12 protein-coding genes are annotated in these 13,480 nt (G+C 72.7%); 7 read left to right on the top strand and 5 right to left on the bottom strand.

Annotation, left to right across the window (positions count from 1 at the left end; translation table 11 throughout):
• Window positions 1–54: 54 nt before the first annotated feature.
• On the bottom strand, window positions 55–1,479 hold the full coding sequence (locus tag ACIRB4_RS12280; protein ID WP_403290200.1) for a nucleobase:cation symporter-2 family protein: 1,425 nt from the start codon (window positions 1,477–1,479) through the stop codon (window positions 55–57).
• Window positions 1,480–1,957: 478 nt separating this feature from the next.
• Here ACIRB4_RS12280 and ACIRB4_RS12275 point away from each other — a divergent pair, with 478 nt between their 5' ends.
• The 3 genes from ACIRB4_RS12275 to ACIRB4_RS12265 are packed head-to-tail and all read left to right on the top strand — an operon-like array spanning window position 1,958 to window position 5,531.
• A complete protein-coding gene (locus ACIRB4_RS12275; RefSeq protein ID WP_403290197.1) occupies window positions 1,958–3,385 on the top strand; it encodes a uracil-xanthine permease family protein in 1,428 nt (475 codons plus the stop codon).
• Window positions 3,382–4,824, top strand: coding sequence for an amidohydrolase family protein (locus ACIRB4_RS12270; RefSeq protein WP_403290195.1), 1,443 nt, complete (start codon window positions 3,382–3,384; stop codon window positions 4,822–4,824). Before ACIRB4_RS12275 ends, ACIRB4_RS12270 begins: the two co-directional genes overlap by 4 nt.
• A complete protein-coding gene (locus ACIRB4_RS12265) occupies window positions 4,821–5,531 on the top strand; it encodes a sulfite exporter TauE/SafE family protein (RefSeq protein WP_403290193.1) in 711 nt (236 codons plus the stop codon). Before ACIRB4_RS12270 ends, ACIRB4_RS12265 begins: the two co-directional genes overlap by 4 nt.
• Here the strand turns inward: ACIRB4_RS12265 and ACIRB4_RS12260 are convergent.
• Window positions 5,515–6,567: a LacI family DNA-binding transcriptional regulator gene (locus ACIRB4_RS12260; protein ID WP_403290191.1), complete on the bottom strand. Its 1,053-nt coding sequence runs from the start codon at window positions 6,565–6,567 to the stop codon at window positions 5,515–5,517. The two genes, ACIRB4_RS12265 and ACIRB4_RS12260, sit on opposite strands and share 17 nt — an antisense overlap.
• A 406-nt stretch (window positions 6,568–6,973) precedes the next feature.
• Entirely contained in the window at window positions 6,974–8,338 is a 1,365-nt protein-coding gene (locus ACIRB4_RS12255) for a hypothetical protein (protein WP_403290189.1), read from the bottom strand.
• Window positions 8,339–9,035: 697 nt separating this feature from the next.
• Between ACIRB4_RS12255 and ACIRB4_RS12250 the strand changes: the two genes are divergently transcribed.
• Both ACIRB4_RS12250 and ACIRB4_RS12245 read left to right on the top strand, forming a co-directional pair.
• Complete coding sequence (locus tag ACIRB4_RS12250) at window positions 9,036–10,616, top strand: CBM35 domain-containing protein (protein WP_403290188.1); 1,581 nt, start codon at window positions 9,036–9,038, stop codon at window positions 10,614–10,616.
• Between the two features lie 214 nt (window positions 10,617–10,830).
• Window positions 10,831–11,364, top strand: a complete 534-nt coding sequence (locus tag ACIRB4_RS12245) for a hypothetical protein (RefSeq protein ID WP_403290187.1) — start codon at window positions 10,831–10,833, stop codon at window positions 11,362–11,364.
• Window positions 11,365–11,551: 187 nt separating this feature from the next.
• On the opposite strand, the gene ACIRB4_RS12240 is transcribed toward ACIRB4_RS12245, so the two are convergent.
• Window positions 11,552–12,268 carry a permease prefix domain 1-containing protein gene (locus ACIRB4_RS12240; protein ID WP_403290186.1) on the bottom strand — a complete coding sequence of 239 codons (717 nt, stop codon included), beginning with the start codon at window positions 12,266–12,268 and terminating at the stop codon, window positions 11,552–11,554.
• On the bottom strand, window positions 12,265–12,606 hold the full coding sequence (locus tag ACIRB4_RS12235; protein WP_403290185.1) for a PadR family transcriptional regulator: 342 nt from the start codon (window positions 12,604–12,606) through the stop codon (window positions 12,265–12,267). Before ACIRB4_RS12235 ends, ACIRB4_RS12240 begins: the two co-directional genes overlap by 4 nt.
• Before the next feature lie 80 nt (window positions 12,607–12,686).
• Here ACIRB4_RS12235 and ACIRB4_RS12230 point away from each other — a divergent pair, with 80 nt between their 5' ends.
• Window positions 12,687–13,160: a hypothetical protein gene (locus ACIRB4_RS12230; RefSeq protein WP_403290184.1), complete on the top strand. Its 474-nt coding sequence runs from the start codon at window positions 12,687–12,689 to the stop codon at window positions 13,158–13,160.
• Window positions 13,157–13,444 (top strand): DUF3817 domain-containing protein, encoded by a 288-nt coding sequence (locus ACIRB4_RS12225; protein ID WP_403290183.1) that lies wholly within the window; start codon window positions 13,157–13,159, stop codon window positions 13,442–13,444. The genes ACIRB4_RS12230 and ACIRB4_RS12225 overlap by 4 nt, the downstream gene beginning before the upstream one ends.
• Window positions 13,445–13,480: the final 36 nt, after the last annotated feature.

Genomic DNA, 13,480 nt, shown 5'->3' with positions numbered 1-13,480 from the left:
CTGCGCGGGGCGGCTCCGCGAGCGGGAACGGACTCCGCGGAGCGGGAAACGGGGTCAGCGGGCCGTGGCGGTCTGCGGGCCCGTCCCGTCGTCGTACGCGGCGAGCCCGTCCCAGTCGATGTCCTCCCGTTTGCGGCGGCTCTCGAAGACATGGAAGAACAGGTTCAGCAGGACCGCCGTCAGCGTGCCGAGAGTGATGCCGCTGCCCAGGACGGCCCGCACCTCGGTGGGCATGCGCTCGAAGAAGGGCGCGACGGCGGTCGGCAGCATCGCGGCGCCGAGACTGACGGCGAGGACGAGGGCGTTGCGTTCCTCGCGCAGGTCGACCTTGGCGAGGATCTGGATGCCGACCGTGGCGACCATGCCGAACATCGCGACGGCGGCGGCGCCGAGCACGGGGTGCGGGACGGAGGCGACCACGGCGCCGGCCTTCGGTACCAGGCCGAGGAGGATCATGAAGACTCCGGCCGCGACCACGACGAACCGGCTGGTGACGCGGGAGATCCGGACCAGGCCGATGTTCTCCGCGAAGGCCACGTACGGGAAGGAGTTGAAGATCCCGCCGAGGACGGTGGCCACGCCGTCGGCCCGCACGGCACGGCTGACCGTGTCACCGTCGACCTTCCGGCCGGTGATCTCGCCCATGGCGTACACGTCTCCCGTGGTCTCCACCATGGTGATGAGCATGACGACGACCATGGCGAGCATGGGGAAGACGGAGAAGTGGGGCATGCCGTAGTGGAAGGGCGTGCTGACGCCGAGCCAGTCGGCCTGGTCGACCGCGCCGAGGTCGGCGTCGCCGAGGAGCCAGGCGACGGCGGTTCCGCCGACCAGTCCCAGCAGGACCGCGATGCTGCGCAGGAACGGACCGCCGAACCGCACCACCAGCAGGATGAACAGGAGCGTGCCGCCCGCGTACGCGAGGTGGGCGGGGTCGCCGTAGCGCGGCCCGCCCATCAGCGCCGCGCCGCCGCCGACGTCCTGGAGCGCCACGGGGATGAGGACGATGCCGATGACGGTGAGGAGGGTGCCGGTGACGATCGGGGGGAAGTACTTGGCGAGCCGTCCGGCGAACGGGGCGAAGAGGAAGGCCGCGATACCGCCGGTGATCACGGCGCCGTACACCACAAGCAGTCCGGCGGTGCCGCCGCCCGCCCCCTGACCGATGGCGATCATGGGCGAGACGGCCGTGAAGGTCGCGCCCTGGACGAGCGGGAGTCTCGCTCCGATACGCCAGAAGCCCCACGCCTGGATGATGGTGGCGATACCGGCGGTGACCAGGTCGGCGTTGATGAGATAGACCAGCTCCTGCCGCGAGAGTCCGAGGCTGTTGCCCAGGATCACCGGTACCAGCACGGCGCCGGCGTAGAAGGCCAGGACGTGCTGGAATCCGTAGAGCGCGAGCGTGGGGAGCGGAAGGACCTCGTCCACCGGGTGCGGGGTGGTGACGGGTCGTCGGCGCGAGGCCAGTGGTGCCATCTCTGCCTTGCCTTGAGGTAGGTGAACGAGAGGGAGCGCGACGCCGGGTCGCGGAAGGGTGAGCCTCGAAAGGGGTCATCCGGGCGGCCGCGCGGATCAGGCGGTTCACCGGCTGGCGGCACGGGGTTACCGGTGCGCGGCCAGGCGTCCAGACATGGAGGCGTGAGGGGGCCACGGGGCGAAGGGCTCCCGGGCCGGAGTCAGATCCTCGCGGACGCGTGCGCCCTCATGCAAGACCAGGGACCGTGTTTATTGAAGTAAAACCCTTCGGTAACTTACGAATCCATGGTCGCCGGTGGCCTGCGGTGCGGATTTCGTTGTCCACGGCATTTACCACCAGAACACCTCCGGCTCTTGACGGCCGCCGCGCGCCCTCACATACTTGCGGCCAAATCGATGGCCAAATCGATTTGGCTCCCCGTCCAGGGCCGGATCGCGGCTGAACCCGAACGTGTCGAACGCCGATCGGAGCTCGAACGTGTCCAGTCCCCGCCAGACCCTTTCCGGTACGGAACAGCCCCCGACGCCGGAGCCCACCGACCCCGCCGACCCCGTCGGCCTTGCCGACTGCTCGGCAGTCCACCCCGTCGACGAGTCCCGACCGTGGGGCCGGATCCTCCTCTTCGGGATCCAGCACGTCCTCGTGATGGCCGCCACGCCGATCTCGGCGATCTTCCTGATGAGCGCCACCCTCCGCCTCGACGCCGGTCTGACCGTCGACCTGCTCTCCGCGGCCTTTGTCCTCTCCGGCGTCGGATCGCTGGTCCAGTCGCTGGGGCCATGGAAGTTCGGTCCCCGGCTGCCGTTCGTGATGCTGCCGGGCGGCGCGCCGCTCATCCTCTTCCTCGCCATCGCCGAGCAGCACGGACTGCCCACCGCCTGCGGCGCGGTCATCCTGACCGCCCTCTTCTACTTCGTCGTGCTGCCCGTCTTCTCGCGGCTGCTCGCCTTCTTCCCGGCCCTCGTCATCGGCACGATGATCGTGATCGTCGGGGTCAACCTGGTGAAGGTCGGGGCCGTTCTGGTCACCGGCCGACCCGGCGAGGCGGGGTTCGCCGATCCCACCAATCTGATGCTCGGCATGGCGACGATCGGCTTCACCGTCGTCTTCTACCTGCTGTTCACCGGCATCCTGCGCCAACTCGCCGTCATGCTCGGGCTCCTCGCCGGCACCGCGCTGGCCGCGGTCCTCGGCCACATCGACGCCGGGGCCGCCTCCGGTGGCGGCCTGATCAGCCTGCCGCACCTGCTGCCGTTCGGCTCCCCGCAGTTCAGCCTTCTCGCCGCGCTGCCCCTGATGCTCTACAGCCTCGCCTCCATGGCCGAGGCCACCGGCCAGACCGTCATCAACGCCGAGGCCGTCGGCAAGACGATCGACCGGCGGACCGCCGTTCCCAAGACCATCCGCGGCGACGCGCTGACCTCCCTCTTCGGCGGCTTCTTCGGACTGCCGCTGATGGTGACGAGCGGCGAGAACATCGGAATCGTCCGCGTCACGGGTGTACGCAGCCGGTACGTCACCGCCGCGGCCGGCGTGGTCCTCATCGCCATCGGCTTCCTCGCCCCCGTGACCCGTGCGATCAGCGTCATCCCGGCCGCGGTCATCGGAGGCACCGCCATGGTCGTCTTCGCGGTCATCACCGTGCTCGGCGTGCAGATGCTCGGCCGCTCCGACCTCGACCAGCACACCAACACCTTCATCTGCGCCGTCGCCCTCGCGCTCGGCCTGCTGCCCATCCTGATCCCCGGGGTGTACGCGGGGTTCTCTCCGAACCTCCGGATCCTCCTCGAAAGCGGTGTCGCCGTGGGCGCGTGCGTCGCCGCCGTGCTCAACATCCTCTTCCACCACGTCAGGCCCGGCATCGCCGCCCGCCTGGCCACCAGCCGTACGGAAAGTGACCGATGAACCAGCTCACCCGCGAGCTCCTCGACGGGCCCGGCCCGCTCCTCCTCGTACCGGACGCCGTGCTGCTGCCCGAAGGACCGGCCGACGGCTTCGCGGTCGTCGTCGCCGACGGCTCGTTCCAGGCCGTGGGCCCCGTGGAGGAGCTCCGGCGCACGCACCCGCACCTCGACGGCGTACAACTGGCAGGTCAGTTGCTGATGCCCGGCTTCGTCGACGCCCACCACCACCTCACGCAGAGCTTCGGCTCCGCGCTGGCCTTCGGCGAGCCGTCGGAGATCTTCCGGCGGGTGTGGGTGCCGCTGGAAGGCGCGCTGGACGAGGAATCCGCCTACACCGCCGCCAAGCTGGCGGCCCTGGAGGCACTGCGCGGCGGGTTCACCACGGTCGCCGACGCCGGCACCCGCGCCGCCGTGGACGTCGATGTCGTCGCCTGCGCCGCCCGCGACGCCGGAATCCGCTGTGTTCTGGGCCTCGTCTGCGACGACACTTCCCTAGCGGGCGCCTCCGCGCCCGGCGTTGCTGCGACCGGTGCTGCTGGGGCCGGCGACGGCGGCGCGTCCGTCCTCGCCGACGCGGAGAAACATCTCGCCCGGTACGACGGCGATCCGCTCGTCCACTCCTCCCTCGCCGTCTCCATCCCCGAGGCGGCGACCTCCGCGACCCTGCGCAGCGTCGCCCGCCTCGCCGCGGAAGCGGGAGCGACCGTACAGATCCATGTCAACGAACATCTGGCCGCTGTCGAACGCTCCCTGCTCCGGCACGGAATGCGCCCGCTCGAGCACCTGCACCACATCGGCGTCCTCGGCTCCCATCTGCTCGCAGCTCACGCCACCCTGCTCACGCCGCGTGAACTGAGCCTGCTCGCCGACACCGGAGCCGCCGTCAGCTACAACCCGGTCGCCAGCGCCTGGAAGGGCAACGCCGTCGCACCGGCCGTGACCATGGCCGAACGCGGCATCCGTTTCGGCCTCGGCACGGACGGTACCCGCGGCGACGGGTTCCGGCTGGCCGAGGCGGCCGAGTTCGCCCAGCGGATCACGTACGGACTCGCCACCGGCGACTCGTCGTGCGGCGCGGGATGGACCTGGCTGGAGGCCGCCACACGCGGCGGCGCCGACGCCGTGGGCCTGCGTGCCCGTACCGGCGCCATCGCCGCGGGTCTCGCCGCCGACTTCCTCGTCGTCGACGTGACCAACCCCGAACTGGCGCTCTCCTGGGACGTGCCGTGGGAGCTCGTACGGCGCGGCAACCGCGACCAGATCACCGCCGTGTTCGTCGCGGGCCGGATGCGGTTGTGGCGCGGGATGCCCACCAGCTGGGACGGCCCCGGGCTCGTCCGACGCGCGGTCGAGCTGGCCCGCGCCGCCGTGGAGCGGGCGCCCATCACCCGCGTACACCCCACCTCGACGGCGGCACGGGTCCGGAGCACCGCCCCGTGAGCACCGAGACACTGGCCGTCCTCGCCGTCACCGTGGCCGTGGCCGCGTTCGTGCAGGGCAGCAGCGGGCTGGGCTTCGCGCTGATCGTCGCGCCCGTGGCCGGGATCCTCGATCCCGGCCTGCTGCCCGTGTTCGTCCTGGCGTCGATGATCCCGCTCAACGTGTACGTCGCCTGGCGCGAGCGCGCCTCGCTCGATCTGCGCGGGGCGGGCTGGATCACCGCCGCGCGACTGGCCGCGACACCCGGCGGGCTGGCGCTGCTCTGGCTGATCCCGGAGCGCAGCCTCGGCCTCTTCGTGGGCATCGCCACCGTCCTGGCCGCGGTGGTCAGCCTCGCCGCTCCCGCGTTCACGCCCGGCCGGGCCGCCTACGTCGGCGCGGGCGCGGTGACCGGTCTGACGGAGACCGCCACCGGCGTCGGCGGCCCGCCGCTCGCCCTGGTGTACCAGCACCGGCCACCGGCCGAACTGCGCTCCACCGTCGCCGCCTGCTTCCTCGTCGGCGAAGTGGCCTCGCTCGTCCTGCTGTTCGCGGCGGGGAAGGGGCAGTCGGCGGACCTCGGCCTGGCCGTGGCACTGCTGCCGGCCATCGCCGCCGGCGCGTGGCTGAGCCGCCTGGTGCACCACCGTATGGACGCCCGCAGGATGCGCCTGTTCGTACTCGGGTTCGCGCTGGTCTCCGGGCTGGTGCTCATCGCGGGTCTGTGACCCTCAGCGAAGAGGCGCGCGCGATCACCCGGGGCTCGGGTGGAGGGGCGGCAGTCGCGGCGGCCGCCCCCTCATCGCGCAGGCGGCCGAGGAGCAGCTCGACCGCGTCGGACGCCGCCCGGTCCAGATGGAGATCGACGGCCGTGAGGGGCGGCTCGCAGGTACGGGCCCGCAGCCCGTCGTACCGGGTGACCACCATGACGTCGTCCGGTACGGCGCGCCCGCTGTCCCGGATCGCCCGCACCGCGCCGACGGCGAAGGCGTCCACCAGCGCGCAGACGGCGTCGATCCCGGGATGCCGGGCGAGCAGCTCCGCACAGCGCTCGTAACCGGCCTGTTCGCCACCGGCCTCGGGGGCGGTCGCCACGATCGGCGTCCAGCCGAACTCCGCGGCGACGCGCTCGTACGCGGCTCGCGCGTCGACCGACGAGTGGCGCCGTCCGGCCCCGATGAGCAGCGCCGGCCGCTGGGCGCCCTGTTCGCGCAGATGGGCGAGGAGGAGTTCGGTGACGAGCTCGCCGCGCAGATCGACGTACGGCGCCGCCTCGTCGGGCGCCACGGGCCTGCCCAGGGCCACGTACGGAAGCCCGCGCTCCTTGAGATGGGCCGCAGCGGCGTCGTTCTCATCCGGCTCGACGACGATGGCTCCGTCGATGTCGACGGAGTGGAGCCCCGAACCCGACTCCACGGGCGGTACGAGCACGAGCGCGTAGCCGTGCAGCAGCGCGCTCTCGGCGGCAGCGGCGGCGATCTCCATGTAGAAGCCGAGCCGGGAAGGCCCCGCGGCCACCGCGAACGGCATGGACGAGGCGAGCGCGATGGCCTTGGCCTGACCACGCCGCAGCCGCTGGGCCCGCAGGTTGGGGCGGTAACCCAGCTCGGTGGCGACCCGCTTGACGCGCTCTCGGGTCCGGGGGTCGACCTTTCCGAGCCCGTTGAGCGCGTGGGAGACCGTCGTACGCGACACCCCGGCGGCGCTGGCGACGTCGGCGATCGTCGGCGGTCTCGACCCGGACCCGGACCCGGAAGTGGGCATCTGCCGTCGCTCCTCACGCGCTCGGAACAGGTGACGCCACCATCTTCGCCGACCCGGGGCGAGGCCGAGGAGGGCGGGTCCGACGGCCGGCCGGGCGGCGTCGCGGCACGTCGACCTGGGCGGGGGTGAGAGGGTCCGCCCGCCCAACGGCCGACCGTGCCGCGTCGCGGCACGCCGACCCCCGGCGGAGCCGAGCAGGGCGGGGCCGACGAGGGCGGGCCGACAGACGGCCCGGCCGCGTCGCTGCACGCCGCCCCCGGGCGGGCTGAGCAGGGCGGGCGGTCCGACAGCCGGCCGGGCCGCGTTGCCCGTTGTCCCGCTCCGGTGTCGACGACACACGTCCGCCCGGGCAGCGACGGGCTGCCCGGGCGGAGCCGGCCGTCAGGCCGGGTTGCGGTCGGCGGTGTCAGGCGCTGTCCGCCGCGCTGGTGGTTCTGGTGTGGCGCATCAGGGCCGAGCCCGCCAGGGCGATGACGGCCGCGGCGCTCAGCACCGCTGTGGCCTTCGCCCAGGCGAACGTGGAGCCCAGACTGCTGTGCAGCAGATCCACCGTGCGGGCGCTGGCGAGGACATGGAGCGCGATGACTCCGACGGCGAGCCCCGCGGCGGCGGCCCAGACCATCAGGGTGTCCCGCACCACGAGCCAGATCCCGCACAGGAGGCAGAGGATCGTGACCGCCACGGTCAGCGTCTCCGCCGGCCCGCCCGTCCGCAGACCCACCATGTCCGTGGGCAGATGGATGAGGCCGCAGGCGAACAGCGCGAGGGCCGCGGGCCAGCGGAGCGCCGACCGCACCGCCGGAGAGGGGGCGTGGCTCCCCGGACCGGACGCCAGCGCGCCGTCCAGGGTGGCCGGCCACTTCGCGGACCCTCGCGGCGGCTTGGCGGCGGCGGTCACGACCGGGACGGCTTCCCTGCCGGCCTTCACGCCGTCGGCCTGGGCGGTCCCGGCCTTCCGCTCCTCGGCATCCCCGCCGCCGAGGCTGCGCCAGTCGCTGCTGTCGGTGCCGAGGATGCTCACGAGCTGCACGACATCCTCGATGGGTCGGCCCACGGCCGCGGCGCGGAGCGTGGTCTCGGCCTGATGCATGTCGTACCCCGACGCGTTGAGCAGCGCGAGCAGCTGCCGTACCTCGTCCAGGGGACGGGAGACGGCGGCCGCGCGGAGCGCCACGTCGGCGGGGCTGGACAGCGCGCCGGTCTGCTTGAGCCGCGCGACCAGCGAGGCGACCTCGTCGACCGGGCGCTCGGTCGCCGCCGTCCACAGGAGGGTGTGTATCGCTTCGTCACCGGTCTCGGAGTCGGGCTCGAACGGGAACCCACCCTCGGTCCCGGCCGCCGTCTGGATCCCGGCCACGGTCGGGGGTTCGGGCGCGGTCCGGGGCTGGGCCGCGGCCTGAGGCAGCGGCTCGCTCTGGGGCTCCGCCGCGGCCTGCGGCTGCGTCCCGCTCTGAGGCTCGGGCGCGGTCTCGGCGCGCGGCTCGGTCCCGGGCGCGGGCGCGGACGCGGTCTCGGCCCGACGCTCGGTCAGCGGCTCGGGCGCGCTCTGGGTCCGGGGCTCGGAGGCGGTCCGCGTCGGGGGCTCCGCCTGAGTTTCGACCGGGGGCTCGGCGGGCGGCTGCACGGCGGTGACCGGTTCCACCGGCGGCTCGTATCCCTCCGGCGCCGCCCGTGGGGCCTCGGGGGCGTGCTCCGGGCGGGCCGGTACGGCTGTCGCCGTCGATCCCCCGGGCTCCTCGGGGTACTCCGGGCCCACCGGTGCCGCCGCCACGACGGGGACACTGGGGGGAGCCGGAGGTGCGGCAGGCGGCACAGCGGGGGGCGTGCTCGGCATGGCCGGGGTGTACGGGGTGTGGGGAGCCGGGTGCGGGGGGACGGCGAACCCGGGATCCGGCGCGCTAGCGGGCCCGGCGGTCCGATCTGTGTCGTCTTCCGCCGGATGGGTGTGGAAGGGGTCGGGGGTCATCGCGGGCTCCGTTCGTGGAACATCCGGTAGGCGTCCACCGTGGCTGTCTCGTGATACGCCAGAGAAGCGCACACTTGATGACAACTAGTGCGTACTTCGCCGGACTGTGCCATCCGAGGACGGCCCCGCTGGGCCGACGGAGCGAAAAGGACCTCCGGTCGGCCCGGCGCCCCGCCCGCATCGCACCGTACGGAACGGGGCCCCGGCCGGCCCGGAACCGTTCGGCGGCGCCCGGCCTCGACGGCTCGTCAGCAGGCGACTGGAGACGCTCTTCCGGACAGCGCTCCGCACACGGGCTTCCAGGCGGACGCGGAACCGCCGACCACCTTCTCCACCTCGCGCTGCGTGCTCGCGGTTCACGCCCGCACGTCTATTGACGTGCCCATGGCGGACTCCTAACGTGGCAAGCGCTTTCTAGGAAGCGCTTTCTATCTCTCGTGTCGAGAGCCGCACCCCCCACGCCTGCTCCGCAGGCGACCACACGGAGAAGGGCGAGACCCCCATGAACTCGAGATCACCGCTGTCCTTACTGGCATGCTCCGCCTTGGCGGTCGGCACCTTCGTGGCGCTCCCCACCGCCACGGCGGCGGCCGCGCCGGTCCGCTACGAGGCCGAGCGGGCGCCGGCCACGTGCGACGGCACCATCGACTCCGACTGGACCGGCTACTCCGGCAGCGGATTCTGCAACGGAAGGAACGCCGTGGGCGCGGCGGTCCAGTTCACCGTCGACGCGGCGCAGGCCGGTACGGCGACGCTGAGGGTCCGGTTCGCCAACGGGACCACCACCGCACGGCCGGCGAGCGTCACGGTGAACGGCTCGGCGGCCGCGTCCACGTCGTTCGCGAGCACGGGCGCCTGGAACACGTGGGCGTCGCAGACGCTGACGGTGCCGGTGAGGGCGGGCGGCAACACGATCCGCCTCAGCCCCACCGCCGCGACCGGCCTGCCCAATGTCGACGCCCTCGACGTGGAGGTGAGCGGGGGCACCACCCCGCCGTCGAGCGGCGCGCTGTACGTGGCGCCGAACGGCAGCGACGGCGCGGCCGGTACGCAATCGGCCCCGACGACGCTCACGTCGGCGATCAGCCGTGTCGCTCCGGGCGGAACGATCTACCTGCGCGGCGGGACCTACCGCTACTCCCAGACCGTCACCGTCCCGGCGGGCAAGAACGGCACGTCGAGCGCCCGCACCACGTTGTCCGCCTACCCCGGCGAGACCCCGGTGCTCGACTTCTCGGCCATGACCGAGGCTCCGGCCAACCGGGGGCTCGCGGTCAACGGTTCGTACTGGCACGTCAAGGGCATCGTCGTCGAACGCGCCGGTGACAACGGGATCTTCGTCGGCGGCAGTCACAACGTCTTCGAGCGTACGGTGACGCGCTTCAACCGGGATTCGGGGCTGCAGCTCTCCCGGATGGCCTCCACCACCCCGCGCGACCAGTGGCCGTCCCACAACCTCGTCCTGAGCGCGGAGTCGCACGACAACGCCGACTCGGACGGCGAGGACGCCGACGGCTTCGCGGCGAAGCTCACCGTCGGCCCGGGGAACGTCTTCCGCTACGCCGTGGCGCACAACAACATCGACGACGGCTGGGACCTCTACACCAAGACCGACACCGGCCCCATCGGCCCGGTGACCATCGAGGACTCCCTCGCCTACGCGAACGGCACGCTCTCCGACGGCACCGTGAACGCCAACGGCGACCGCAACGGCTACAAGCTGGGCGGCGAGGACATCGGCGTCGACCACGTGATCCGGCGCAGCATCGCCTACCGCAACGGCAAGCACGGGTTCACCTACAACAGGAACCCGGGCACGATGTCGGTGTCGGACAACATCAGCGTCGACAACGCGCAGCGCAACTTCTCGTTCGACGCCGGGACTTCGGTGTTCCGGAACAACGTCTCCTGCCGCGCCGGCAGCGGCACGAACGACAAGACCGTGGGTGACGTCGACGGCTCCAACCAGTTCTGGCTGGGCTCGAACGGCTCCCGCTGCTCCTCGTACGCCGGCGCCATGGCCTGGTCCTTCGCCTCGGACGGCCGCCTCGCCGTGACCTTCGGGGGCAATCCGGTGAGCTGACCGGAAGCGGACCCGGGGGTGTCTCGCCGATCTCGCCGCGGCCCGGTGGGATCGGCGGGATCGGCTAGGAGTGTGAGCACACGGCCGGCGCCAGGGAAGTCGATCCCGCGCATGCGGCTGTCATCGGGGAGGTGGTCCGAGCGCACACGAGGACTCGTCCGGCGGGTCGTGGAATCCATCAGGGAACGCACGTCATGTCCGCCAGAATGCTCGTATGACTGATCTCGTTCCGCTGTCGCCGGGCCGACTGCCCGCGCCCGTAACCACCGGTGAGCTGCTTGCACTTGCTGCGAACCATCACGCCCGTACCGTGCATCCGCTGGGCACACACGAAGCGTCGGGTCACCTCGTGAAGGTGTACGCGATCGAGGCTCCCGGACGCGAGGTGGCCGCGCAGCAGAGGTCCGCGGCGCTGAGACTCGCCGCGGACCACCTGGCGACGGGGGGTGCCCGCGGTTCCCTCGGGCTCGCCGTCCTGCTGGTGCACGCGGGCGGTGACGGCGACTACGTCCTCGTGCATACCTGGATCGAGGGATACATGTCCGATCTGGCGATCTTCACCGGCCCGGCCGGTGCCACCGGTCAGATGCGGCCGGGACGGCAGGGTCTCGCCCCCTGTGTGTGGGAGGCAGCGGTGCTGGCGCACGAGCGGAACGCCTTCAGCAGGCATGTGCTGAGCGGCGAGGGCGAACTCGCGAAGCGGCTGACGGCCTGGGGCGACGATGTGATGAGCGGAGAAGTCCGGTGACGGACGAAGGTCCACGGGCCCGCGGCGGTCTTGGCTCCGATGCGCGGGATGTCCGCCCCGCGCCGCTCGATCCGGGCTGGGCCGACCCGGCCGTGGGCCGCGTCTTGGAAGGTGCTGTGGTCGGCCTCTCCTCCGGGCCCTGTTCCTGACCGGACCGCCTCCCCCGCCGTTCTGACCTGAGGGCGCGTCAGGCAGGCGACCCGTGGACAGCGGGGTTCGCTGTGGGGAGGCGTGCGCAGCGGCGGCAGGCGCGGGCGGAGGCCGCCATGGAGGCGTGCGACGCGGCGGCGAGCAGGCCGGCGAAGGCGAGCAGGGGCCAGTTCGTGGCCAGGACGGCGGCGGTGAGGAGCGCGAGCACGGCGACCGCCATCGCCACGCTGGCGGTGGTACCGGCCCATGCGACCGTCAGGGGCAGCCGGTGGGGCGTGGGCAGTCGGCGTGCGAGCGTGCCCGTGGCGGCCAGCGTCACCGCGGCGAGCAGGGCGGCGAGCGTGGCCACTCCGGCCAGATGGGCGGCCAGCAGCTGAGCCACGCGCGGCAGTTGCCAGGTCTGCGACGACTGCCAGCTCTGCTCGTGACCGGCGGTCGCGGCCAGGTACCAGCAGGCGATGAGGAAGGGGGCGGTCAGGACGACGGCCCGGGCGGTGTGCCGGGCCTGAGCGACCGTCAGTTCCCTTTGGCAGCTGGGGACGAGCTCCTCGGCGGCCCCGAACTCGCGCACGGCCCGGCGAGCCGCCTCCTGGGCGGTCGCCCCCTCGCCGGTGTACGCCGCCACCGTGTCGTCGAGGCCGTCGCGAATCTCCTGGATCATCCGGGCCTTGGCCCGGGCCGGTCCGTGCAGGGCGGCCGTCAGGACCGCCACGTACTCCTCGACGGGGCCGGCTCGCCGGCCGGTGGCGTTCATGTGGTGAGTCCGGGCGGCGTGGCCGGGTTCAGGACCGAGCCGATCGCCGCGGTGAACTCGCTCCAGGCCGTGCGCTCACCGGCCAGGGTGTGCCGCCCCGCGTCGGTGAGTTCGTAGCACCGCCGTCGCCGCTCGCCGACGGATTCCCAGCTGCTGCTGAGCAGCCCGAGCCGCTCCAGCCGGTTCAGCGCCGGGTAGATCGTCCCCGTGCGCAGCTCCAGCGCGCCGCCGCTGCGCTGCTGGACCGCGGCGATGATCGCATACCCGTGCAGCGGGCCGGGTTCGAGCACGGCCAGCAGCAGTCCGTCCAGGTGCCCTCGCACCGCGTCTGCCCTCATGAGTAGGCAGCCTACACAAAGCCACCGTAGGCAGTGTATGTATTGGCAGCCAACACATTCACTCCGGCTCGGAGGCCCTCGTGACCAAGGTGCTGTTGTCCGTCCATGTCCTCGTGGCGATCCTGGCGGTGGGGTCGATCACCGTGGCCGCCTCGATGTTCCCGCGCTACGCGCTCCAGGCGGTCGGGGCGAAGGAGGCCGACGGCCGGGCCGCCGGGGTCGCCGCCCTCCTGCACCGGATCTGCCGCGGCTACGCGGTCGCCGGTCTCGCCGTGCCGGTCTTCGGGATCGCCACCGGCGCCTCCCTCGGCGTCCTCACCGACGCCTGGCTGATCGCCTCGCTCCTGCTGACCCTGATCGCCGCGGCGCTTCTCGCCGCCGCCATCCTGCCCGGTCAGCGGCGGCTGCTGACATCGGAGCCGGACCCGGCGGCGCCGGACGGACCGCGTCGCGCGGCGGCCCGGCTGACCATGCTCACCGGCGTCTTCAACGTGCTCTGGGCGATCGTGGTCATCCTGATGATCGTCCGCCCCGGCTCGACGACGGGAGCGTGACCACCGTGCGTACGCTGCGGATCGCCGCCGGCGCCGAGGCCGTCTCCCTCGCCGTTCTGCTGGGAAACCTGGTCACCACGCACACGCAGTCCGTCTCGGCGCTGATCGGACCGCTGCACGGTACGGCCTACCTCGTCGTGATCGCGGCCGCCGCGATGATCCCGGCCGCCCCGCCGGGCACCCGGTGGCGCGCCGCGGTCCCGGGGGTCGGCGGCCTGCTCGCGCTGCGGCGGATCGCGGACCGGTCCCGAGCGGGCGGGGACCCGCGAACCGGCGCGATGTAGGCGCCGGTTCGCGGGGCAGGACCCAGCGGAGGAAGG

Source organism: Streptomyces sp. NPDC093600, from assembly GCF_044764755.1.
Taxonomy (GTDB): domain Bacteria; phylum Actinomycetota; class Actinomycetes; order Streptomycetales; family Streptomycetaceae; genus Streptomyces.
Note: the sequence above shows the minus strand (reverse complement) of the source record. Positions and strands in the feature narration are given on the sequence as shown.